This window comes from Alistipes sp. DJF_B185 (assembly GCF_964250025.1).
Taxonomy (GTDB): domain Bacteria; phylum Bacteroidota; class Bacteroidia; order Bacteroidales; family Rikenellaceae; genus Alistipes; species Alistipes finegoldii.
On the sequence record NZ_CAXUDY010000001.1, the window covers coordinates 403,371 to 425,770 of the forward strand.

General features: G+C 63.2%; 22 protein-coding genes. 8 read left to right on the plus strand and 14 right to left on the minus strand.

The annotated features are described in order from the left end of the window. Positions 1-6: 6 nt before the first annotated feature. From dnaB to ACESTR_RS02020, 14 genes are all read right to left on the minus strand, one after another. Positions 7-1,572 carry a replicative DNA helicase gene (gene dnaB / locus ACESTR_RS01955; protein ID WP_009597603.1) on the minus strand — a complete coding sequence of 522 codons (1,566 nt, stop codon included), beginning with the start codon at positions 1,570-1,572 and terminating at the stop codon, positions 7-9. A 164-nt stretch (positions 1,573-1,736) separates the two neighbouring features. Beyond that, positions 1,737-2,459, minus strand: coding sequence for a ComF family protein (locus tag ACESTR_RS01960; RefSeq protein WP_009597643.1), 723 nt, complete (start codon positions 2,457-2,459; stop codon positions 1,737-1,739). Beyond that, positions 2,443-4,698: a primosomal protein N' gene (gene priA / locus ACESTR_RS01965; RefSeq protein ID WP_009597669.1), complete on the minus strand. Its 2,256-nt coding sequence runs from the start codon at positions 4,696-4,698 to the stop codon at positions 2,443-2,445. The genes ACESTR_RS01960 and priA overlap by 17 nt, the downstream gene beginning before the upstream one ends. After that, positions 4,698-5,594 (minus strand): YitT family protein, encoded by an 897-nt coding sequence (locus ACESTR_RS01970; RefSeq protein WP_009597574.1) that lies wholly within the window; start codon positions 5,592-5,594, stop codon positions 4,698-4,700. The genes priA and ACESTR_RS01970 overlap by 1 nt, the downstream gene beginning before the upstream one ends. Positions 5,595-5,664: 70 nt before the next feature. Then, on the minus strand, positions 5,665-6,621 hold the full coding sequence (locus ACESTR_RS01975) for a TIGR01212 family radical SAM protein (RefSeq protein ID WP_279066326.1): 957 nt from the start codon (positions 6,619-6,621) through the stop codon (positions 5,665-5,667). 2 nt (positions 6,622-6,623) lie between these two features. Next, positions 6,624-8,147: a DNA/RNA non-specific endonuclease gene (locus ACESTR_RS01980; RefSeq protein WP_009597579.1), complete on the minus strand. Its 1,524-nt coding sequence runs from the start codon at positions 8,145-8,147 to the stop codon at positions 6,624-6,626. Between the two features lie 14 nt (positions 8,148-8,161). Then, positions 8,162-8,617, minus strand: coding sequence for a D-aminoacyl-tRNA deacylase (dtd, locus tag ACESTR_RS01985; RefSeq protein ID WP_195291195.1), 456 nt, complete (start codon positions 8,615-8,617; stop codon positions 8,162-8,164). Between the two features lie 13 nt (positions 8,618-8,630). Next, the gene (locus ACESTR_RS01990; protein ID WP_009597604.1) at positions 8,631-9,317 is read right to left on the minus strand and encodes an RluA family pseudouridine synthase; all 687 of its coding nucleotides are present in this window, start codon (positions 9,315-9,317) and stop codon (positions 8,631-8,633) included. 103 nt (positions 9,318-9,420) lie between these two features. After that, positions 9,421-9,876, minus strand: a complete 456-nt coding sequence (locus tag ACESTR_RS01995; protein WP_279063073.1) for a cytidine deaminase — start codon at positions 9,874-9,876, stop codon at positions 9,421-9,423. A 237-nt stretch (positions 9,877-10,113) separates the two neighbouring features. Further along, the gene (locus tag ACESTR_RS02000; RefSeq protein ID WP_009597685.1) at positions 10,114-10,800 is read right to left on the minus strand and encodes an SIMPL domain-containing protein; all 687 of its coding nucleotides are present in this window, start codon (positions 10,798-10,800) and stop codon (positions 10,114-10,116) included. 74 nt (positions 10,801-10,874) lie between these two features. Next, positions 10,875-11,264 carry a VOC family protein gene (locus tag ACESTR_RS02005; RefSeq protein WP_022044381.1) on the minus strand — a complete coding sequence of 130 codons (390 nt, stop codon included), beginning with the start codon at positions 11,262-11,264 and terminating at the stop codon, positions 10,875-10,877. Next, positions 11,261-12,670 (minus strand): 23S rRNA (uracil(1939)-C(5))-methyltransferase RlmD, encoded by a 1,410-nt coding sequence (gene rlmD, locus ACESTR_RS02010; protein WP_042493438.1) that lies wholly within the window; start codon positions 12,668-12,670, stop codon positions 11,261-11,263. Before rlmD ends, ACESTR_RS02005 begins: the two co-directional genes overlap by 4 nt. A gap of 231 nt (positions 12,671-12,901) precedes the next feature. Then, positions 12,902-14,041: a hypothetical protein gene (locus tag ACESTR_RS02015; protein WP_279182447.1), complete on the minus strand. Its 1,140-nt coding sequence runs from the start codon at positions 14,039-14,041 to the stop codon at positions 12,902-12,904. A gap of 18 nt (positions 14,042-14,059) precedes the next feature. Then, positions 14,060-14,884: an alpha/beta hydrolase gene (locus tag ACESTR_RS02020; protein ID WP_014775443.1), complete on the minus strand. Its 825-nt coding sequence runs from the start codon at positions 14,882-14,884 to the stop codon at positions 14,060-14,062. Positions 14,885-15,043: 159 nt separating this feature from the next. On the opposite strand from ACESTR_RS02020, the gene ACESTR_RS02025 reads away from it, so the two are divergent. From ACESTR_RS02025 to ACESTR_RS02060, 8 genes are all read left to right on the plus strand, one after another. Then, a complete protein-coding gene (locus tag ACESTR_RS02025) occupies positions 15,044-15,712 on the plus strand; it encodes an MBL fold metallo-hydrolase (RefSeq protein WP_014775442.1) in 669 nt (222 codons plus the stop codon). 64 nt (positions 15,713-15,776) lie between these two features. Further along, positions 15,777-16,505 (plus strand): FkbM family methyltransferase, encoded by a 729-nt coding sequence (locus ACESTR_RS02030; protein ID WP_302575484.1) that lies wholly within the window; start codon positions 15,777-15,779, stop codon positions 16,503-16,505. A gap of 23 nt (positions 16,506-16,528) precedes the next feature. Beyond that, positions 16,529-17,209 carry a tRNA (guanosine(37)-N1)-methyltransferase TrmD gene (gene trmD / locus ACESTR_RS02035; RefSeq protein WP_237958529.1) on the plus strand — a complete coding sequence of 227 codons (681 nt, stop codon included), beginning with the start codon at positions 16,529-16,531 and terminating at the stop codon, positions 17,207-17,209. A 20-nt stretch (positions 17,210-17,229) separates the two neighbouring features. After that, the gene (gene lpxB / locus ACESTR_RS02040; RefSeq protein WP_373178729.1) at positions 17,230-18,369 is read left to right on the plus strand and encodes a lipid-A-disaccharide synthase; all 1,140 of its coding nucleotides are present in this window, start codon (positions 17,230-17,232) and stop codon (positions 18,367-18,369) included. Between the two features lie 9 nt (positions 18,370-18,378). Next, positions 18,379-18,696 carry a DUF3784 domain-containing protein gene (locus ACESTR_RS02045; RefSeq protein ID WP_009597592.1) on the plus strand — a complete coding sequence of 106 codons (318 nt, stop codon included), beginning with the start codon at positions 18,379-18,381 and terminating at the stop codon, positions 18,694-18,696. Positions 18,697-18,993: 297 nt separating this feature from the next. Further along, positions 18,994-19,584 (plus strand): fumarylacetoacetate hydrolase family protein, encoded by a 591-nt coding sequence (locus ACESTR_RS02050; protein WP_244989974.1) that lies wholly within the window; start codon positions 18,994-18,996, stop codon positions 19,582-19,584. Positions 19,585-19,789: 205 nt separating this feature from the next. Next, the gene (locus ACESTR_RS02055; protein WP_195291177.1) at positions 19,790-20,383 is read left to right on the plus strand and encodes a Maf family nucleotide pyrophosphatase; all 594 of its coding nucleotides are present in this window, start codon (positions 19,790-19,792) and stop codon (positions 20,381-20,383) included. Beyond that, positions 20,383-22,371: a S46 family peptidase gene (locus tag ACESTR_RS02060; RefSeq protein WP_302297105.1), complete on the plus strand. Its 1,989-nt coding sequence runs from the start codon at positions 20,383-20,385 to the stop codon at positions 22,369-22,371. The genes ACESTR_RS02055 and ACESTR_RS02060 overlap by 1 nt, the downstream gene beginning before the upstream one ends. Positions 22,372-22,400: the final 29 nt, after the last annotated feature.

Here is a 22,400-nt window from a genome sequence, read left to right on the forward strand (position 1 = left end):
GCTCTTCTAAAACGGCGCCTCGTCGTTCAGCGCGGGCGGATTGGGGTCGAACTCCCCGCCGCCGATTCCCGCGCCCAGTCCGCCGCCGATTCCGGCTCCCGGCACGGCGTTCGAACCGCTGGCATAGTCGTCGTAGGCCTGCTGGCTGTCAGCCGCCTGCGACGGCGGCAGCATCGTGTCATCCACGTCGGCGAAACGCGCCTGCTCCTTGAGGAAGCGCAGGTTGACGTCGCACACGGCGCCGTTACGGTGCTTGGCGAGGATGATCTCGGCCATACCCGCCGTCGGCATGCCGTTCTCGTCCTGATTGATGCCGTAATACTCCGGACGGTGGATGAAGGCCACGATGTCGGCGTCCTGCTCGATGGCGCCCGACTCGCGGAGGTCCGAGAGCTGGGGACGCTTCGAGCCGCCGCGCATTTCGGTGGCGCGGCTCAGCTGCGACAGCGCGATCATCGGCACGTTCAGCTCCTTGGCGATCGCCTTGAGCGTACGCGAAATAAAGGCCACCTCCTGCTCGCGGTTTCCTTTCGAATCCTGATTGCCGGTCATCAGCTGCAGGTAGTCGATGATGATGATCTTGATGTCGTGGTGTATCTTCAGACGGCGGGCCTTCGAGCGGAATTCGAAGACCGAAAGCGCCGGCGTGTCGTCGATATAGAGCGGCGCACTGCCCAGCGGCTTGGTCGCCGATTCCAGATGCCGCCACTGTTCGGGCGTCAGACGGCCCGACTTGACGTCGTTTCCGCTCAGTCCCGTCTCAGCGATAATCAAACGCATCATCAGCTGTACGGCGGACATTTCGAGCGAGAAGAACGCCACGCCCTGCTCGTGATCGACCGCCATGTTGCGGGCCATCGAGAGCACGAACGCCGTCTTGCCCATCGAAGGGCGTGCGGCGATGATGATCAGGTCCGAGAGCTGCCAGCCCAGCGTCACGCGGTCGATGGCCATGAAGCCCGACGGCACGCCGTTGAAGGCGCTCGTATTCTTCGACGCCTCCTCGATCTGCATCAGCGCGCGGGCCAGAATATCCTTCGACGCCTGCACCGACCGCTTGACGTGTCCTTCGGCCACCTTGAATATCTCGCCCTCGGCATATCCGATCAGCTCCGTCACGTCGGTCGATTCGTCGTACGACCGCTTCTGAATCTCGGTCGCCGAGCGGATCAGCTCGCGCTGCACGTACTTTTGGGCGATGATCTTGGCGTGGAATTCGACATTGGCGGCCGAGCCGACCTTCTGCGTCAACTGCGCCAGATACGACGCACCGCCCACCTTCTTCAGCTCCTTCTTGGCCTTGAGCCGCTCGGTGACGGTATAGAGGTCGATCGGTTTGAGCTCCATCGAAAGCTCCTCGATCGCGCGGTAGATCGTGCGGTGCTCCTCGGTGTAAAAAGCGTCGGGCGTGACGTACTCCTGCACGGCGATGATGCTGTCCTTTTCCAGCATCAGCGCGCCGAGCACGGCTTCCTCCAGTTCGACCGCCTGCGGGGGCACGTTGCCGGCGGTGTCGGTCAGCGCCTCGAATGCCTCCCTGTTGCGTTGGGAGGGGTTATAATCTTTAGCCATGATTTATGCTTTCGTTCAGAGCCCAAAAATAGCGATTCGGGCGGAGAAAACAAAACGGCCGCGGCAAAGTTGTTGTCGAAAATCGTGTTGATAACACGATTCTCCCGCAAACAGTCCCCGCAGCAGGGGATAACGCCTGTTGAAAAAGAATTTTTAATTTCCGATCACTCCCTCACCCCCAGCTCCCGCCGCGAGACGGCGAGCGCCGCGATGCTGATCCGGCATCCGGGTGCGGCGCGCAGCATCTCCCCGGCGCACGAAAGCATCGTGCTGCCCGTCGTGAAGACGTCGTCCACCAGCAGTACATGCCGCCCTTCGAGCCGTTCGGGACGGCGCACCGCGAAAGCCTCGTCCACGTTCCGGGCGCGCTCGCGCCGCGGCTTGAGGGCCTGACTCTCCGTATTGCGCTTGCGGCGGACGCTCCGGCGGTCTACCTCCGCTCCCAACTGCGAGGCGATCCCCTCGGCGATGTACTCCGACTGGTTATACCCCCTCCTGCACCGCTTGACGGGGTGCAGCGGCAGGGGCACGACCACTTCCACCCCGTCGTACAGCCCGCTCTCCTTCAGACAGCGTCCGTACCACTCGCCCATCGCGCGGGCCGTGCGCCACGCTCCGCGGTATTTGAATCCGCGGATCAGCTCCCGCCACCCGCTTCCGTGAATGTAGTAGAGAAAACCCGAAGCCCGCTCGACGGGCAGCATGTCCCGGCACTTCGCCAGCAGGGGATTGTCCGCCTCAAGCCAGAACCCCGTCAGGGGCGCCGTCGTGCGGCACAGCGTGCACACCGTGCGTTCGCCCTGCGCGAGCGGGACGCCGCAGACGGGGCAGCGCGGCGGAAAAAAGAGCGCCGCGACGTCGCTCAGCAGGTCACTGAGGATCGACATTGCAGACGACGGTTATCGTTTTGAATTCGGGATTTTCGGCGAACGCCTTCAGCTCGGCGGCCAGCAGTGAGCGGGCCTTGGCCGACGAAGCGCCGCTTTCGATCTTGAGCAGCAGCCCCGCGAGATACTCGCCGCGGATGCGGTCCACCGGGGGCGTCATCGGCCCCAGCACGCGGCGGCCGAACCTGACGCGCAGGCGCGCCGCCAGCTCCGTGACGCCGCGGCGCAGCAGCGCGACGTCGCGGTGGCGCAGCGTCAGCGATGTCAGCCGCGCATAGGGCGGATAGAAGAACGCTTCGCGTTCGGAGAGCTGCATGCGGGCCATCCCGGCGAAATCGCCCGCCACGACCTGCCGGATCACGGGATGCCCCGGCTCGGAGGTCTGAATCACCACCTCGCCGCCGTCCGAGCGGCGTCCGGCGCGTCCGGCGACCTGCAGCATGAGCTGAAAGGCCCGCTCCGCAGCCCTGAAATCGGGGTTGTTCAGCAGGTTGTCGGCATTGAGAATCCCCACCAGCGACACGCCGCCGAAGTCGAATCCCTTCGTAATCATCTGCGTCCCGACCAGAATATCGGTCTTGCGGGCTTCGAAATCGGAGATTATGGCGTTGAACGCCCGCTCGGAAGTCACGCTGTCACGGTCCAGCCGGGCGACGCGGGCTTCGGGGAAGAGCCGGGCGATCTCCTCCTCGACCTTCTCCGTGCCGAATCCCCGCGGCAGCACCTCCGTCACCTCGCACGAAGGGCACTTCGCCGGCACCGGGGCCGTGTAGCCGCAGTAGTGGCAGACGAGTCTGGCGCCTCCCTTGTGGTAGGTCAGCGTCACGTTGCAGTGAGGACAGCGGGCCGTCCACCCGCACTGAGAACACTCGACGTAGGGCGAGAATCCGCGGCGGTTCTGAAACAGCATCACCTGCCCGCCCCGTCCGAGCGTCTCCTCCATCTTGTCCAGCAGCAGTTTGTTGAAATGCGCATGCCGCTCGCCGCGCTTGGCGGCGCGGATCGTATCCGAAACGAATATTTCGGGCGGGCGGGCGTCGCCGTAACGCTCCGCCAGCACGGCGCGGCCGTACTTCCCGCCCTCGGCGTTGAGCCACGTTTCGAGCGACGGCGTGGCGCTTCCCAGCAGCGTGCGGCCGCCCCACAGGCGGGCCATCACCACGGCGCAGTCGCGGGCGTTGTAGCGGGGCGCGGGATCGGCCTGCTTGTAGCTGGCGTCGTGCTCCTCGTCCACGATTATCAGCTGCAGATGCCTGAGCGGCAGAAATATCGACGACCGCACGCCGACGACGAACTCGCCCCCTTGGGAACGGTTCAGCCGCAGGTAGGTCTCCGTGCGGCGGCGGTTCGTAAGTTTCGAATGATAGGGGGTCACGCGGCTGCCGAAGATGCGCTCCATGCGCCCGATCAGCTGCGCCGTCAGGGCGATTTCGGGCACGAGCAGCAGCACGTCGCCGCCCCGCGCCAGCGTTTCGGCGATCAGGTGTATGTAAATTTCGGTCTTCCCCGACCCCGTCACGCCGTGCAGCAGCGCCGCAGGCTTTTCGGCGAACTGCTCCCGCAGCGAACCGAGCGCTTCGCGCTGCGGCGCGGTCAGTTCGGGCAGCCGGAACGCCGAGCCGCCCCGCTCGACGGTGCGTTCGCGCTCCGTGCAGACAATATGCCCCTTGCGCTCCAGCGCATGCAGCACGGCATAGTCGGCCCGCAGCAGGCGGCGGGCCACCTCGCCCGTCGAAATCCGGGTCTCGTCCCCCGCCGACGCGATCTCCAGCAGGGCTTCGTACTGCTTGGGCGCGCGCCGTCCAAGCTTCTCGAAGACCTCGTGCAGGCGCCCTTCGTCGTGCAGCTCCCGCGCCAGCGCCACGTAGCACTCCGTGCGGGGGCGGAACTCGTCTTCGGCGAACTCCTCCTCGGTATCGCCCGAAGGCTTCATCAGCGACGGCAGCGCCACGCGCATCACCTCGCCCGCCGAACACATGTAGTACGCGGCGATCCACTCCCAGAGCGCCTTTTGCTGCGCCGAGAGCAGGGGCGCGTCGTACAGCACGCGCTGTATGGATTTGATTGTCCTGAACGGCGGACGGCGGTCATGCACCCGCCAAACGACGCCCGTATAGAATTTGCGGGGTCCGAACTGCACGGCTACCGCCGTCCCCTCCGCCACGTGCATCCCTTCGGGCACGGCGAACGTATAGGCGGGCTGCGCCAGCGGCAGTACTATGTCGGCATAGAGGGGCATCAGAGTTTGTTGAGCGCCTGAAATCCCTTGCCGTAAACGCCCATCACCGATCCCACGGTCATAAAGGCGTCGGGATCGATCGTCTTGACGAATTTCAGGATCATCGCGGTCTCGCGCTTGCGGCATACCACCATGACGATTTTCGACTGCTTCTTGGTGTACCACCCCTGCGAGTCGATGAGCGTCACGCCGCGGTGGATATTCTCGACGATGGCCTCCGCCATCTTCTCATAGTCGTGCGTCACGATGAAGACCTGACTCGACTGCTGGTTCCCGGCCATGATCATATCGACCGTATAGCCGAAGACCGCCGTCATCACATAGCCGTAGATCACCGTGTCGATATGGAATCCCACGAGCATCGACGATCCGATGATGACGAAATCCGAGTAGATGACGATCTTGCCGTAGCTGATCGTGCGGTACTTGTTGATGATCATCGCGGCGATGTCCGTGCCGCCCGTCGAGCCGCCCTGCGCGAAGCACATCGCCACGCCCATGCCGGCCAGTATGCCGCCGAGGATCACCGACAGGATACGTTCGAGGTGGAGGAAGTCGCCCTCCGGCAGCACCGACTGCCAGAAGTTCATCCCCAGCGAGATCACCACGACGCAGTAGACGGTCTTCACGCCGAAGTTCCAGCCGATGATGAATCCCGCGATCAGCAGCAGTATTCCGTTGATGATGAATACCATCGTACCGATCTGAATCGAGACGCCGAGCCACTCCTCGACGGCATGGCACAACACGAGCGACAGACCCGCGGCCCCTCCGCCGACGCCTTTGGCGGGCAGGATGCAGCCGATCCACGCGAAAGAGTACATGATCATGCCGACCGTCATCAGGAAATACTCCTTGACGGGCTTCAGCATCAGCTCCTTAATGATGGGTTTCATTTCGGTACGGAAATATTAGCAATTGCAAAGGCAAAGATAGTGCAAACTGAGGGCAAAAGCAAGTTCGAACCTATCGCAGCGACTGTAAAGGTACAAAAATTTCGCCTTGATACGCATTTCGTTCCTCCAATCTTTTTTCGAGCATCGCCAGCAGCTGTTCGTTGCGCACCAGCCCCCAGTTGCGGCCGTAATGGTAGCGGGGCGGCGCCTCGCTCGCGAACCGTTCGACGACCAGATCGGGCCGCAGGCGGCGCAGCACCTCGACAAAAAGGTCGATGTACTCGCCGATCTCCCAGAAGCGGAAGCGGCCGGGGTCGGCGTCGTATTCGCCGGCCATCGCCGTGCCGCGGAAGAGCTGCAGCTGATGGAATTTCAGCGTCGTGAGCGGCAGCGAATTGATCGCCGCGACCTGCTCCAGCAGCATCGCGTCCGTCTCGCCCGGCAGTCCGAGGATAAAGTGCGCCCCGACGTGCAGTCCCCGCGCGGCGGTCATCTCCACGGCGCGGCGCGCGCAGGCGAAGTCATGCCCGCGGTTCACCGCCCGCAGCGTCTCGTCGCGGGTCGATTCGATGCCGTACTCGACGGCCACGTACCTCCCGCGCGCCAGCTCCGCGAAATAGTCCAGCTTTTCGGCGTCCACGCAGTCGGGCCGCGTGCCGACGACGATGCCCGCCACGTCGGGATGCGCCAGCGCCTCGCCGTACACCTCCTTCAGCCGCTCCAGCGGCGCATAGGTGTTCGAAAACGACTGGAAGTAGACCAGATACTTCGACGCCGTGCGGTAACGCCTGCGGTGGAACTCGATCCCCTCCTCGATCTGCCGCCGCACCCCCTTGACCGGCATGCAGTACGAGGGAGTGAACGCCCCGTTGTTGCAGAACGTACATCCTCCCCCGCTTATCGTTCCGTCCCGGTTGGGACACGTGAACCCGGCGTCCACCGACAGTTTCTGCACGCGGCAGCCGAACATGCGGCGAAAATACCCCGAATAGGAGTTGAACCGCCTGTTATCGCCCCACGCATACATCGCTACAATCCCCAGTCCGAAGGGTTATAGGTATCCTTGGGCGCATTGGGCACGTTGGTAAAGAACTGGAACCCGCTCAGCCGCTCGACTTCCGCGACGCTGCGCATATCGCTGCGCGAGGGTTTGTGCCCCTTCTGCATGGCATGGCTCATCACAAAGGCCGCGCACTGCAGCTCCTCGCGCGAACAGCGCAGCACCGATTTGCCGGACTTGGCGTTCCTCGTCCGCAGCATGGCGTAGTAGAACATGGTCGGAACGCCCGCCTGCTGACCGCCGAAGGCGGCCTTCTTGGGCGAAGCCGTATTGCCGTACGAATCGGTCCACGTCTTGTAGTAAGCCCCGACGACCACATAGAGCGTATCGCCCACATTGGCACTCTCGGTCGAATCCCAATAGGTGTCTATCAGGTCTTCGAGGTTGTTCCACGCGCCGCCTCCCGTATTGAACGTCCCGCTGTGCTGGGGCGCGATATTGGTGTAATAGCAGACCTGCCTGCGCATGACGGCCGTTCTCGAACGTTCGCGGTTGCCCAGCATGTGGCCCTTGTTGTAGGGATCGGCGAGGGACTTCGACGCCGGCTGTATGCCCGCCGGAACATCCGGGTCCTGACTGTAGCTGCGGTTCCCGCTTTTGGTCACATAACAGTTGTGCAGCGGCGCGGCCACCCATACGGGACCGTGATTCTCGGCGCTGTAACATACCGTGTAGTTGCGGGCGTTGTAGTTTCCGACCTTGAAGTCGCTGATCGTATGGTAGGCGTAATGGTAATCGCCGTTCTTCACCTCGACGGGCAGTTCGGGCCAGCCCGAAAACTTCGTCAGCCCCGGATTCGGACCGGGTCCGGGCCCGTCGCCCGCATCGGTCGTAAAGGCCGCCTCTCCGCTCTCATAGGTCTTTCCGCCCGCAGCGACGCACAAACGGAACGTATAGTCCGTCGAAGCGTCCAGCCCCGAAAGCCGGACGCTCTTCGCGCCGGGCTGCGCACTCACGGCTTCGCGTTTCGAAACGCCGCCCGTCCCGTAGAGGAAATAGACCTCGGAAACAGGCTCCGCGCCCTGATAGGAGAACGTACAGCTCACCACCGCCGAAGAGGAGGTCACCTCCGAATAGGCGGGCTGTCCGAATGCCGGCGCATTCCCCGGATCGCTTCCCTTCCCGGTCCGGAAGGAGACCGATTCGCTCTGCATGCGCCCTGCGCCGCCCAGCTCCAGATAAGCGTACACCAAGTAGTCGGTTTCGGGTTCGAGGTCGCTCAGACGGCACGAAAGCGCATTCCCGCTCACCTCCACCGGCTCGGCGTCGAAATAGCCGTCCGCGGCTCCGATCCGCGTGTATACGAACCCCGCGCCGCTCTCGGTCAGCACGCCGTCGGCGAATTTCGTGCGGCAGGAGATCTCCGCCGTCGTTCCCGAAACCACCGCTTCGGGTTTCAGGAACCATGTGTCCCCCTTCTCCGCGCCGTCGTCTCCGCAGGAGGCGAAACCTGCGGAAATACCTGCCAGCAAAACTGTCAATAATCTTTTCATCTTCTATTTTTCGGTTAACAATCCCTCATTTTGGAATCTATCCAGATGGTCACCGGACCGTCGTTCACCAGCGCCACCTGCATGTCGGCGCCGAACTCCCCCGTCGGCACCTCCCGGCCCAGCAGCTCGGCCACGCGGGCCGTAAAACGCTCGTACATCGGGCGCGAGACGGCTTCGGGCGCCGCCCTGACGTACGACGGGCGGTTACCCTTGCGGGTCGAAGCCTGCAGCGTGAACTGGCTCACCACCAGCACCTCGCCGCCGACCTGCCGCACGTCGAGGTTCATCACCCCCTGCTCGTCGTCGAAAATCCGCAGACGGACCAGCTTGCCCGCCAGATACTCCATATCTTCGTCCGTGTCCTCCACGCCCACGCCGACCAGCACCAGCAGGCCCTGCCCGATCCGGGACAGCTCGACGCCGCCGACGCTGACGGAAGCGTTCTTCACACGCTGAATCAACAATCGCATATTTTCCGGTAAATCAACGGGTTTCGAAATAAGCCCACAGGTTGTCGTCCGCAGGCGCGGGAGCCGTGACGCTCACGGGCTCCCGGCGCACGGGGTGTTCGAACTCGACCCGCCGCGAATGGAGCGAGATGCCGCCGCCGGGCAGCGAACGCCGCGCGCCGTATTTCAGGTCGCCGCGGATCGGACACCCGATCTTCGACAACTGGGCGCGGATCTGATGGTGACGCCCCGTCAGCAGCTCCACCTCGACGAGCGTATAGTTGGTCCCCGCCCCCAGCGTTTCGTAACGCAGGCGCGCCTCCTTGGCGCCGGGCTTCGGCCCGTCGCAGGCCCGCGAGCGGTTGGTGCGGGCGTCGCGCAGGATGTAATGGCGCAGTTCGCCGCTTTCGGGGTCGGGCGTCCGTTCGGTCAAGGCCCAGTAGACCTTGCGGATGCGGCCCTCGCGGATCATCTCGTTGAGCCGCGTCAGGGCCTTCGAGGTCTTGGCGAACAGCACCGCGCCGCTCACCGGACGGTCGATGCGGTGCACCACGCCGAGGAACACGTCGCCGGGCTTGGCGTCGCGGCGTTTGACAAAGGCTTTTATCTGGTCTTCGAGCGCGCTTTCGCCCGACGGATCGGGCTGCACCAGATCGCCGCAGCGTTTATTGACGATCAGCAGATGATTGTCTTCGTAGAGGATATCTTCGGGAGTGAACATTTTTCGGGTATTTCTAAAAGCGGCCTGTACTTCAACGCAACGTTTCCCCGCCGTCGGCGGGCCGCGCCGCCGAAGCCGGTATCTCGGACATGCTCGCTGCGGGTCAGAGCACGAACGTGAAGGGCAGCAGCAGCGCCGCCGAATCGACGGCCGTCGCCGTGCCGCCGCCGCTCATAATCACCCGCATGGGCGCGCCCTGACGGCGTTCGACGTCCACCATCACCTGACGGCACTGGCCGCAGGGATAGCATTCGCGCTCCGAGGGATCGGAAGCGATCGCCAGCGTCTCGATCGGATCGTCGGCATAATTGGCCTGCGCATAGAACATCAGCGTCCGCTCGGCGCAAAGCCCCGCGGGATAGACCTCGCTCTCGAAATTGCTTCCGTAGAGGATTTTCCCGCTGCGCAGCCGCGCAGCCGCCCCCACCCGGAACTTCGAATAGGGCGCATTGGCGTTCGCCGTGGCCCGTTCGGCCTCCCGAACCAGCTCACGGTCCGCATCGGACAGCTCGGCAAGAGCCGCATAATGCTCGTAGTTGAAACTAAACTGTTTTTCCATAACTCCTCCTTTTTTAAGGGGCAAAGTAAACAAAGATAGTATAATTTTTCGGAATCCGCACCATCCGGCGCCGTTTTTCGCACCCGGCGGGCTTCGTCCGCGACCACGCCCGGCCTTCCTCCGCACTCCGTCCGCGAATCCGGAACCCGAAGCGCGACAACCTCCGTCCGCGACACCCTGAGACGACGAAGAGGACGCCCTTCGCGGGACATCCTCTTCGCATATGCCGCCGGAGAGCTACTCCAGCACGAATTTCGCCTGCACGTTGTACTGCAGCTTGATGGTCTTGAAGTCGAGCGGTTCGTCCGCCGCGGCCTCTTCGCCATACCCGGCCTTCGCACTGCGCATCACGGCCATGTTGTCATACAGCACCGGCATCACGTTGTTGTTCGAATCGTAAATGTAGAAGCACTTGCCGACATTCTGCCCGATCGCCCCGGCCAGCGTCTGGGCGCTCTGCTTGGCGTTCTGCATCGCTTCGACGCGCACCTGCTCCTTATACTCGTCGATCTTCGAGTGCGACACCTTCAGGATCGAAACGTTCGAGATTCCGAGTCCGTCGAGCGCCTGCCACACCTTGGCCACCTCGGCCGACGATCCCAGCTGAAGCTGGTACTTGGCCGTCGCCACCGAAGTGTTCTTCTTGAAGAACTCGCTCGAAAGGTTGGCCACCTTCAACTGCTTCTCGACGTTCACGCCCAGCCGCTTGAGGGCCGCGATCATGTCGCGCTGCTGGCTCTCGACCGAAATCTTGCCCTTCGAATCGCGCTCGTTGATGACGATCGAGAGGTAGAACTCGTCGGGCGTGATCTCCTTCTCGGCGCGTCCGTTCACCTGAATATAGCTGGGGAAAGCCTCCTGCATCTGTGCCGCCGCGGGAAGCGCCATCAGCGCCACCGCCGCCATTAAAATCAGTTTTTTCATATTTTCCGTTTTTTAGGTAACTGTCTTGCAAATAAAACGCCAAAAATCCGAAATACTGCATCCCCTCTCCGGAATCATGCCTTGAACGACCCTATTTCGATCAGGTTGCCTTCGGGGTCGGCCACGTAGCAGGTGCGCTGGCCCCACGGTTCGGTTGTGGGTTCCATGACGGGCCGGGCGCCTTTGGCGACGACCTCGCGGAAGGCCGCATCGACCGCCGCATGGTTTTCGACGCACAGGGCGATCTCGTAATGCCCGTTCACCGGGCCGGCATAGCCGAACCTGCGGCCGGTCATCTTCTCGAAATCCGCCCTGCGGTAGAGCAGGAACAGCGTTCCGTCCTTTTCCAGATAGACGTTCGAGGCGTTTTCATCCTCGCGGATCTCGAATCCCAGCACGTCGCGGTAGAAGCGGACCATGGTCGGCATCCGCTCGACGAATATCCCGAAACCGTCCAGTCTCATCGCCGTACGAGTTTCACGACATTTTCCACATGGTGCGTGTGGGGGAACATGTCCACGGGCTGTACCGCCTCGACGCGGTAATCGGCGTCGAGCAGCGCCAAGTCGCGGGCCTGCGTGGCGGGATTGCAGCTCACGTAGACGATCCGCCGGGGCGCGGCGCGCAGGATCACCCCGATCACCGGCTCGTCCACGCCCGCACGCGGCGGATCGAGGATGATCACGTCGGGACGGCCGTTGGCGGCGACGAACCCGTCGCTCAGCACCTGCTTCATGTCGCCCGCATAGAAAACCGTATTCCCGATGCCGTTGATCTGCGAATTGACCTTCGCATCGGCGATCGCTTCGGGCACATACTCCACGCCCACCACCCGGCGGCACCGCGCGGCGCAGAAATTGGCGATGGTCCCCGTCCCGGTGTAGAGGTCGTAAAGCACGTCCTCCGGTTTGAGGTCCGCGAACTCCCGCGCCACCTTGTAAAGCTCGTACGCCTGCGCCGAATTGGTCTGGTAAAACGACTTCGGCCCCACCTTGAACCGCAGCCCCTCCATCTCTTCGACGATATGGTCCTTGCCCTTGTAGCAAACCGGATCGAGGTCCCCGACCGAATCGTTGAACTTGGTGTTGACGATGTAGAACAGCGACGTGATCTGCGGGAAATTCGCCGCCAGATGGTCCAGCAGCGCGGCGATCCGCTCCCGGTCGTCCTCGCCGAACACCACGATCACCATCACCTCGCCCGTCGAAGCCGTGCGGACGATCATGTTGCGCATCAGCCCCCGGTGTTCGCGGGCGTTGTGGAACGTGTAGCCGTTTTCGATGCAGAAGCGTCTGGTCTCGGTGCGGATGTCATTCGACGGATCGGGCTGGAGCCAGCACTTGTCGATGTCCAGCACCTTGTCGAACATGTTGGGAATATGGAATCCGAGCGCGGGCGCGGCATCGAAGTCCGTCCCGCTCTCCACCTCTTCGCGCGTCAGCCAGCGGCGGTCGGCGAAGGTGAATTCGAGTTTGTTGCGGTAAAACCGGGTCTGCTCCGACCCCAGACAGGGCGCGATCTGCGGCAGTGCGATCTTGCCGATGCGCGTCAGCTGGTCGCGCACCTGCTCGGTCTTGAAGCGCAGCTGCTCCTCGTAGGGCAGGTTCTGCCACTTGCAGCCCCCGCAAACCCCGAAATGGGCGCAGAAGGCCTCCGCGCGCAGCGGCGATTTTCTGACGTAGCGGACCACGAATCCCTCCATGAACCTGCGGCGCTTGGAGCGTATCTGCACATCCACCACGTCGCCCGGAACGGTCAGCGGCACGAACACCACCACGTCGTTCCAGCGTCCCATCGCCTTGCCTTCGGCGGCGAGCGTCGTTATTTCAAGCCCCTCGATGAGGGGATAATTTGCCTTTTTGCGAGCCATCGTCTTCCAATTTGCGGCAAAGATAGTGCAAGGCGAGAGCAATGCCAAATTTATTTGGACATTGCCGAGCCGCCGCCTATGTTCTGTAAAGATAGTGCAAGCTGAGGGCAAAAGCAAGTTCACTTGCATTTTGCCGAAGCGCCGCCCTCGTCCTTCACCTCCGCCGACACGGCGATCTGGCCGCCGCACCCGTTCCGTTTCAGACACCCGCAGCCCGGTCGGGGCCGCCGCCTACTCCTTTCTCTTCGCTCCGGCCCTCGCCCTCACGCCGCCCAGCCAGAACCCCAGCGCAAAGGGTCCCCCGATCAGCACCGCGAGCGCCAACACCACGTACAGCAACACCTTGCCCACCAGCCCCGGCACCGCGTCGAGCGTCGTCCGCACCACCTCGCCGGCCGTCTGCCGCAGCTGCTCGACCAACGCCTGCCGCTCTCCGGTCACATACCGCTGCAGCTCGTCGCGCTGGCGGTCGAAATCGGCAAAGGCGTTATCGACGCTGTAATTCATCGTATATATCAGCTGCGTCACCTGTTTGTTCAGCTCGTCCAGCACCCGGTCCGATATTTCGGGCAGATGCTCGGCCACGACGACGATGCGCGTGAAACTGCGTTCGAGCGAGTCGAGGCGCGCCCCGACCTCCATGCGCAGGCTGTCCTGCTGCAGCTGCATTTCGAGAATGTCCTTCGACCAGCCGACACTGCTGGCCAGCTGCTGCGTCTGGCTGCTCACGCGGTCGTTCACGTCGGCCAGCACTTCGGCGATCGAACCCGTCGCATAGGCGTGCTCTACGCCGTTCTCGCGCAGGAACTCGATCCACGCAAGGGTCGTATTCGAAGCCTCCATCCCCTCGTCGGAGGGATTGTCCCGCACATATTGCGCGACAAAACGCTCCATCAGCCCGTAACGCTCCTCCGCCAACACCTGCCGCGCCAGCCGCGCGGCCCGGCGGTCGAGCCGCGCCGCCGCATCGCGCGCCATGCCGCTCTGCGCCCCGAACAGCAGCGAATCGGGCGTCGCCGCAAAGCGTTCGTTCATCCGCCGGCAGAGTATCCACATGTCGGCCAGCGCCACGTCGGGAATCCCCTGCATGGCGGCCGAGACTCCCGCCCGCGTGGCATGTATCTTCCACCGCACCGCGGCGACCCGCGTAGCCATATCCGGCGCCGCTTGGGCGATCGAATCGGCCGTGCGCGCCACCTCTGCGGCCATGTCGTAATAGAATCCACGGGTCATCGTCCGCACGTTCATCTCCTCTTTCGACAGGGGGTCGCCCGTAGCCACGGCGACCTTCAGCAGCGAACACCCCGTCAGCGCAAGCGCGGCGCACAAGGCTGCCGCGGCCTGCAAAAGCGCATATCCGTTTATTTTCATAGCTCCGATTCTACACAACTACCGCTCCATTTTCCGCTCCATCTCGCGGATATAGCGCACCGCCGCAAAGTGCCCAGCCTGCGGCATGTTGCCGTGGTCGAAGCCGTCGAACTCGTAAATCCGCACGTCGGGATGCCCCGCCACGCGCATCATGCGCCAGAAGTAGGCGTTCTCCTCGTAGCGGCCCAGCATCTCCCGCTCCCTGTCACCCGAAAGGATCAGGATCGGTCGGCAGTCGGGCCGCACGTAATTGAGCGGCGCCATGTCGTCCACCACCACCTGCGTGTCGGGAATCCCCATCTCGCGGCGGCGCGCGAAGTGGGTCACCACCTGCCCGCTGTAGGGAATCAGCGCCGCGAAGGTCGTGTCGGGGTCGATGCCGTAGGGTTCGAGCCAGCGCTTGTCCAGCCCGATCATTGAGGTCAGGTAACCGCCCGCCGAGTGGCCCGCCACGAAAATCCGCCGCGGATCGCCGCCGTACTCGGCGATATGCTTCACCACCCACGCCGCCGACGCGGCCGCATCGTCCACGCAGTCGGCCACCTTCACGTGCGGCGAGAGCCGGTACTCCACGCCCACCACGGCGAATCCCTTCTCCTTCAACGCTTCGGGGATATCGCGCCGCCCGCCCGTCAGGCCGCCGCCGTGATACCATATGACGGTCGAGAAGCCTTCCTTATCCGCCGGATAATAGAGGTCCAGCCGGCACATCGTGTCGATGTTCCGGTCGCCCCCGGCGTCGCGGTAGGCGATGTTTTTCACGGTCCTGTAGGCACCCGGCCGGGCCGCGGCTCCCGCGCCGCACACGGCCAGCGCGAAAATCAAAGCGACGAGTCGTTTCATGTCGAGTAAGTTTATTCGGGTCATAAAGATAGGTAAAATCCGGTAAAAAACGCTATATTTGCCCATGATAAACATCCGCCCGGAGACGATGCGGCCCGGCCCGTCCGGTCTGCACAGTCTTTGCACAAATACATTACGATTCCGAAAAACGACCGAATTATGAAAATAGCCTGCCTGCAATTCAACCCGATACAGGAAAACACCTACGTCGTCTGGGACGACACCTCCGAAGCCGTCGTCATCGACGCCGGCAACAGCAATCCGCGCGAAGACGCCGCACTCGACAACTTCATCGCCCAGCACGGACTCAAACCCGTTCTGGCGGTCAACACCCACGGCCATTTCGACCATACGCTGGGCGTGGCGCACCTCAAGAAACGCTACGGCATCCCCTTCGCGCTCTCGTCCAAGGACCAGTTCCTGCTGGACAACGCCTCGACCAGCGGCAGCATCTTCGGCGTTCCCGTCGGCGAGATGCCCGCGGCGGACCTCGACCTCGACACGACGCCCGAAATCCGCTTCGGCCATACCGTCATGCGCGTGATCCATACCCCCGGCCACACCCCCGGCCATGTGGCGCTGTTCGACCCCGAATCCAAATCGCTCTTCACGGGCGACACGCTCTTCCGCGAGTCGATCGGCCGCACCGACCTGCCGGGCGGCGACTATTCGTGGATCATGCGCTCGATCCTCGACTCCCTGATCCCGCTGGGCGAAGAGGTCCGCGTCTACCCCGGCCACGGCCCCGAATCGACCATCGGCCACGAAATGCTCTACAACCCCTTCGTCGTCGAGGTCCTCAACCAAGAAGTGAACTACAAGAACTGAGGCTCCGCCTCGACACCGCAGCGGATGCCGTCCGGGAAAATCCGCTCCGCAAACCTCCGGAAACGTGAAGACACTGATCCATAAAATCCTCTACCGAACCCTGCCGCTCGAAGGCTACCTGCGCGCCGTGAGCCGCCTGTTCTTTTTCTGGCAGCGGCTCGGCATCGGGCGTTACGCCCCCGCCACCGAATACGTCTACCACCTGCCGCAGCTCGTCCGCGCGGGCGACACGGCCGTCGACATCGGCGCCAACCTCGGCTACTACGCCCGCACGCTCTCCCGGCTGACCGGCCCGGCGGGCAGGGTCTACGCCGTGGAGCCGGTTCCCCCGATCCTCGCCGTCCTGCGCCGCAACCTCCGCCGCTGCCGCAACGTCGAGATACTCCCCTACGCGCTGGGCACCGAGAACAAACCGATCACGATGGCCAACGACTCGGCGCGCGAAACGGGCTACTTCGGCACGGGACAGAACTTCGTCAACGACAGCGGCGCGGTCGCCGCCGCGCAGTTCTCGGCCCAGATGCGCCGGGGCAGCGAACTCTTCGCCGGACTCGAACGCCTCGACTTCGTCAAATGCGACATCGAAGGCTACGAAGTCGTGGTGCTGACCGAGCTGCGCCCGCTGCTCGAACGCTTCCGCCCCACGGCGCTCGTCGAGACGGGCGGCGGCAACCGCCCCCGCATCGTCGAACTCTTCACGGCGCTGGGCTACAAGGCCTTCACCCTCGAACACGGACGGGAAATCCCCCTGACCGCCGCAAGCGTCAAGGACATCATCTTCCGCCCGCAGTAATTTCAATTTTTCAATTCAGAAACATGCGCATCGACATCCTGACAGTCGTCCCCGAACTGCTGACCTCCCCGCTCAACGAATCCATCCTGCACCGCGCGCAGGAGAAGGGTCTGGTCCAGATCGTCGTCCATAACCTCCACGACTACGCCCACGACCGCCGCAAGACCACCGACGACTACCCCTTCGGCGGCGAAGCGGGCATGGTCCTCAAGTGCGAACCGGTCTTCGAACTGGTCGAGAAACTCCAGTCCGAGCGGCACTACGACGAGATCATCTACACCTCGCCCGACGGCGTCCGCTACGACCAGCACGAAGCCAACCGGCTCTCGACGCTCGACAACATCATCATCCTCTGCGGCCACTACAAGGGCATCGACCACCGCATCCGCGAACACCTCGTCACGCGCGAAATCTCGATCGGCGACTACGTGCTGACGGGCGGCGAGCTGGCGGCCTGCATCATCGCCGACTCGGTCGTGCGCATCATTCCGGGCGCCATCGGCGACGAAGCCTCGGCCCTCACGGACAGCTTTCAGGACAACCTGCTGGCGCCTCCGGTCTACACCCGCCCCGCCGAATTCCGCGGCTGGCGGGTCCCCGACGTCCTGCTTTCGGGCAACTTCGCCCAGATCGCCCGCTGGCAGGAGGAACAGTCCTACCAGCGCACCCGGCAGCTCCGCCCCGACCTGCTGAACGAAGAGTAACCGCAACAAACCGCAAAGGCATGAAATACTACCTCATCGCCGGCGAGCCTTCGGGCGACCTGCACGGCGCAAACCTGATCGAAGGGCTTCGCAAGGCCGATCCCGAAGCGCAGTTCCGCTTCTGGGGCGGCGACCGCATGGCCGCCGCGGGCGGCGCGGCGAATCTGGCGAAACACTACCGCGAAACCTCGTTTTTCGGCATCGTGCAGGTCCTCAAAAACCTGCGGACGATCAAGCGGCAGATGCTCGAATGTCAGGCCGACGTGGCGGCGTTCGCCCCCGACGTGCTGATTCTGGTGGACTACCCCGGCTTCAACATGAAGATGGCCCGCTGGGCCAAGGAGCACGGCATCCGCACCTTCTATTACATCGCCCCCAAGGTCTGGGCGTGGCGCGAATGGAGGGTGAAGGCGATCCGCAAATACGTGGACCGGCTCTTCATCATCTTCCCCTTCGAACGCAGCTACTTCCCCCGGCACGGCATCGAACCGATTTTCGAGGGCAACCCGCTCGTGGACGCCATCGAGGCGAAACGCGCCGCGCTCCCCTCGCCCGACGAATTCCGCCGCCGCAACGGATTGGACGGGCGGCCGATCGTCGCCCTCTTGGCCGGCAGCCGCCGGGGCGAGATCCGCGACAACCTGCCGCTGATGGCCGACCTTTCGAAGAAGTTCCCCGGCCACCAGTTCGTCGTCGCGGGCGTGTCGTGGCTGGACAGGGCGCTTTACGAACAGTACATGGCCGGCAGCGACATCCGCTACGTCTGCGACCAGACCTACGAAACGCTCGCCGCGGCCGAAGCCGCCGTGGTGACCTCCGGCACGGCGACGCTCGAAACGGCGCTGCTCGGCATCCCCGAAGTGGTGGTTTACAGGACATTATGGTTTCAGGTTAAACTGCAGCCTTACGTACTGAACGTCCCCTGGGTGTCGCTCGTAAACCTCAACCTCGGCCGCGAGGCGGTCCCGGAGATCATCCAGTCGGACCTCGACATCACGCGCGCCGAACGCGAACTGCGGGCCATTGTCGCAGGCGGCGCGAAGCGCGAAAAGATGCTCTCCGACTTCGGCGAATTACGCAAAGTTATCGGAGGTCCCGGCGCCAGCGACCGATTCGCCGCCCGGATGGTCGCAGAGCTGCATGCGGCCGAAGTACAATAACCTGAAGTTATGGACGAAATTTTCATACACATCCTCACCGGCGTATTCCTGATCGTCGTCGGACTGCTGGTCAAGCGGTTTCCGATGCTGATTGCGGGCTACAACACCATGCCTGCGGAGAAGAAGAAAAACGTCGATATCGCAGGGCTGTCGTCGTTCATGCGGCGGCATCTGGTGATTATCGGGGCGTTATGGGTTTTACTTGCAGTAGTCCTGAACCTGACAGGCCAGCAGGATGCCCTGCCGGTCGTCTATGTAATTTACCTTCCGGTCTACGTCGTCTGGATGCTGGTCCGGGCGCAGCGGTACGATCACAACAAACAGTAACGTGAAACCATGAAAATCATCTGCATAGGACGCAATTACGCCGCACACGCCGAGGAGCTGAACCACCTGATAAGGGGCGGGGCGGAAGACCCGGCCGAACGGTCTCGGCAAGCCGGGGGCGGAGCGGAGTATCCGTCAGGACTGAGACAAATCGGCAGTGCCACGGAGTGCACGGCAGAACAGCCCCGGCTAAACAGGAACGCCACGGGATGCACGGCAGCACAGTCTTGGCTGGACGGGGGCAATACGGGATGCACGGCAGAACCGTCGTCGCAAGCCGGGGACGGAGCGGAGACTCTGCCGGAACGGAACCGGCCGGGCTGCGGGGAGTATTCCCCGGAGCCGATCTGGTTCCTGAAACCCGACACGGCGCTGCTGCGCAACAACGACCCGTTCTACATTCCCGCCTTTTCGCAGGAGGTGCATTACGAGTGCGAGCTGGTGGTGCGCATCGACCGCGTGGGAAAGAGCATCGCCGAGCGTTTCGCACACCGTTATTACAAGGAGGTGGGGCTGGGCATCGACTTCACGGCCCGCGACCTGCAGCGGCAGGCCGCCGCCGAAGGTCTGCCGTGGGAACGCAGCAAGGCGTTCGACCGCTCGGCGGCGATTTCGCCGGAATTCGTATCTTTGCAGGAGCTGGGCGGCGACGTGCAGAAGCTGCGCTTCACGCTGGAGGTGAACGGCCAGACCCGCCAGACGGGCGACACGCGGCAGATGCTCTTTACGGTGGACCGCATCATCGCCGCCGTGTCGCGGTACATGACCTTGCGCATGGGCGATTTGATCTACACCGGAACCCCGGCCGGCGTGGGACCGGTCAGCCCCGGCGACAACCTGCGGGCCGTGCTCGAAGGGCGCGAACTGCTGAGTTTCGACATACGCTGACAGCGCGGAGACAGACTCCGCACCGATAAAAAGACGATTATGCGCCCTTCGTTCCGACGCTCCGCATCGCCGGTTTCGCCGCACGGCGGCAGGAAGCCCTTACGGGGCGGACCGGATTTGCAAACGCCGCCAAAGGCGGCGGCCGGGAGGCGATACGGCAAAAACCGCATATAACATTAAATAATAAGACCCTAAAAACAAGACCATGCTGCTGAAAGATAAACTCGAACCCTACCGCCTGCTGCTGGCGTCGCAGTCGCCGCGGCGGAGGGAGCTGATGACGGGCTGCGGCCTGCCCTACGAACCGGCTCCGAAATACGAGTGCGAGGAGATTTACCCCGACTCCCTGCCCGCCGAAGAGGTGCCGCTGTTCCTCTCGCGGCTCAAAAGCGAGGCCTACCCCGCACCGCTCGGAGCGAACGACATTCTGCTGACGGCCGACACGGTGGTGATCTCCGACGGCGAGGTGCTGGGCAAGCCCTGCGACCGCGGGCAGGCCGCGCAGATGCTCCGCCGCCTTTCGGGACGCCGACACACGGTCGTTTCGGGCGTGACGCTGCGCACCGCCGGCCGCATGCACACCTTCTCGGCCGAAAGCGGCGTCTGGTTCCGGCCCCTCTCGGAGGAGGAGATCGGCTACTACCTCGACACCTTCGCCCCCTACGACAAGGCGGGGTCCTACGGCATTCAGGAGTGGATCGGCTATGCCGCCATCGAGAAGATCAACGGTTCGTTCTACAACGTCATGGGACTGCCGATCCAGAAAGTTTACGTCGAATTGGAAAAATTTCTGCAATAATGAAACGCACACTGCTTACCCTCATCTGTTCGCTTTTCGCACTCGCGGCCTCGGCCGACGAGGGCATGTGGCTCCCAAGCCTGATTTCGCAGCGCATCGACGACATGCGCGCCAAAGGGTTCCGGCTCACGGCCGAAGACATCTATTCGATCAACAAGGCTTCGATGAAAGACGCCGTGGTGCTGTTCGACGGCGGCTGCACGGGCGAGCTGATCTCGGCCGAAGGACTGCTGCTGACCAACCACCACTGCGGTTACGACGCCATACAGTCGCATTCGAGCGTCGAGCACGACTACCTGACCCACGGATTCTGGGCCATGTCGCGCGCCCAAGAGCTGCCCAACGAGAAGCTCAACGTGAAATTCCTCGTCCGCATGGAGGAGGTGACCGACCGGCTGGCCGCAGGCCAGACGCAGGAGGAGATCGTCCGCAAGGCAGAGGCCGAAGGCAAGGGCTACAAGGCCGCCGTGGAGCAGATGTATTACGGCAACCAGCAGTTCCTGTTCGTCTACGAGCAGTTCGACGACGTGCGTCTGGTGGCCGCCCCGCCCTCGTCGATCGGCAAGTTCGGCGGCGACACCGACAACTGGATATGGCCCCGCCACACGGGCGACTTCTCGCTGTTCCGCATCTATGCCGGCAGGGACAACAAACCCGCGGCCTATTCGCCCGACAACGTGCCCTACAAACCCAAGCGGCATTTCAAAATCTCGACCGCGGGGGTCGGAGAGGGCGACTTCACGATGATTTACGGCTTCCCCGGCAACACGCAGGAGTACATTCTCTCCGACGCCGTGGCCTACATCGCCGAGCGTTCGGACCCGGCGAAAATCGCCGTCCGCACGGGCCGTCTCGACATCATCTCGGCGGCGCAGCAGAGCGATCCGGCGCTGCGCATCCACTACGCCGCCAAACACGCCTCGATCGCCAACGCATGGAAGAAATGGCAGGGCGAAGTGCTGGGCATCAACCGGCTGGGCACGGTGGCTTCGAAGCGCGCCTACGAAGAGGACTTCGCGGCGTGGGCGCAGGACAAACCCGAATACCGCAGCGTCGTGGCCGACCTGAAGGCCGAATACGCCCGCATCGCGGACGCCTACTTCGCACGCGAGATCACCCGCGAGACCCTCGACGCCCTGCCCAAGCGCTACACCGCCGCGGAGCGGGCCGAAGCGGTCTTCGCACAGCGCGAAGCGACCGAGCGCGCCCTTTACAAATACCTCTTCGGCGAGTACGCGCGCCGCTGTCCGGTCCAGTATCAGGCGCCGGAGTTCCTCGCGGGCACAGCGGCCGCAGGATCGCCCGAAGCCTTCGCCGAACGGATTTTCAGCGACGTATGGGAAGGCTCCGACACCACGGCGGTCAATACGCTGGCCAGAGGCGCCAAGCGGATGCAGGACCATATCGAATGGCTGCTGGGCACCCGCTCGCTGCGCAACCTCAACAGCGCTCGGCTCAACGAGCTCTACACCGCCTACATCAAGGGACTGCGCGAGTGGGATGCCGGGCGGGCGTTCTTCCCCGACGCCAACCTGACCCTGCGCGTGGCTTACGGACACGTGGCGGGGTACGAATACGCCGACGGCGAGTATCACAAGCCCCGGACCACGATCGACGGCATCATCGCCAAGGACAACCCCGACATCTACGACTACGACATTCCGCAGGTGCTGCGCGACATCCACGCCTCGAAGGAGTACGGACGCTGGGCCACGCAAATCGACGGCCGCACGACGGTGCCCGTCTGCTTCCTCGCCACGAACCACACCACGGGCGGCAACTCCGGATCGCCGATCCTCAACGCACGGGGCGAGCTGGTCGGCGTGAACTTCGACCGCACATGGCGTTCGACGATGAGCGACGTGGCCTTCGACGAGACGATCTGCCGCAACATAGCCGTGGATATCCGTTACGTGCTGTTCGTGATCGACCGCATCGGCGGGGCGGGCTATTTGTTCGGCGAAATGGACTTCGGCAAGAGGAAATAGAAAAATATCGCTACCTTTAGCGGATAAAA

Bases quoted from the DNA above. Each gene is read 5' to 3' on its own strand.
- ACESTR_RS02060 (WP_302297105.1), top strand. From the start codon at position 20,383: ATGAAACGCACACTGCTTACCCTCATCTGTTCGCTTTTCGCACTCGCG.
- ACESTR_RS02055 (WP_195291177.1), top strand. From the start codon at position 19,790: ATGCTGCTGAAAGATAAACTCGAACCCTACCGCCTGCTGCTGGCGTCG.
- ACESTR_RS01980 (WP_009597579.1), bottom strand. From the start codon at position 8,147: ATGAAAAGATTATTGACAGTTTTGCTGGCAGGTATTTCCGCAGGTTTC.
- ACESTR_RS02025 (WP_014775442.1), top strand. From the start codon at position 15,044: ATGAAAATAGCCTGCCTGCAATTCAACCCGATACAGGAAAACACCTAC.
- ACESTR_RS02005 (WP_022044381.1), bottom strand. From the start codon at position 11,264: ATGAGACTGGACGGTTTCGGGATATTCGTCGAGCGGATGCCGACCATG.
- priA (WP_009597669.1), bottom strand. From the start codon at position 4,698: ATGCCCCTCTATGCCGACATAGTACTGCCGCTGGCGCAGCCCGCCTAT.
- dnaB (WP_009597603.1), bottom strand. From the start codon at position 1,572: ATGGCTAAAGATTATAACCCCTCCCAACGCAACAGGGAGGCATTCGAG.
- rlmD (WP_042493438.1), bottom strand. From the start codon at position 12,670: ATGGCTCGCAAAAAGGCAAATTATCCCCTCATCGAGGGGCTTGAAATA.
- dtd (WP_195291195.1), bottom strand. From the start codon at position 8,617: ATGCGATTGTTGATTCAGCGTGTGAAGAACGCTTCCGTCAGCGTCGGC.
- ACESTR_RS02045 (WP_009597592.1), top strand. From the start codon at position 18,379: ATGGACGAAATTTTCATACACATCCTCACCGGCGTATTCCTGATCGTC.
- lpxB (WP_373178729.1), top strand. From the start codon at position 17,230: ATGAAATACTACCTCATCGCCGGCGAGCCTTCGGGCGACCTGCACGGC.
- ACESTR_RS02020 (WP_014775443.1), bottom strand. From the start codon at position 14,884: ATGAAACGACTCGTCGCTTTGATTTTCGCGCTGGCCGTGTGCGGCGCG.
- ACESTR_RS01975 (WP_279066326.1), bottom strand. From the start codon at position 6,621: ATGTATGCGTGGGGCGATAACAGGCGGTTCAACTCCTATTCGGGGTAT.
- ACESTR_RS01960 (WP_009597643.1), bottom strand. From the start codon at position 2,459: ATGTCGATCCTCAGTGACCTGCTGAGCGACGTCGCGGCGCTCTTTTTT.
- ACESTR_RS01970 (WP_009597574.1), bottom strand. From the start codon at position 5,594: ATGAAACCCATCATTAAGGAGCTGATGCTGAAGCCCGTCAAGGAGTAT.
- ACESTR_RS02015 (WP_279182447.1), bottom strand. From the start codon at position 14,041: ATGAAAATAAACGGATATGCGCTTTTGCAGGCCGCGGCAGCCTTGTGC.
- ACESTR_RS01990 (WP_009597604.1), bottom strand. From the start codon at position 9,317: ATGTTCACTCCCGAAGATATCCTCTACGAAGACAATCATCTGCTGATC.
- trmD (WP_237958529.1), top strand. From the start codon at position 16,529: ATGCGCATCGACATCCTGACAGTCGTCCCCGAACTGCTGACCTCCCCG.
- ACESTR_RS02000 (WP_009597685.1), bottom strand. From the start codon at position 10,800: ATGAAAAAACTGATTTTAATGGCGGCGGTGGCGCTGATGGCGCTTCCC.
- ACESTR_RS01995 (WP_279063073.1), bottom strand. From the start codon at position 9,876: ATGGAAAAACAGTTTAGTTTCAACTACGAGCATTATGCGGCTCTTGCC.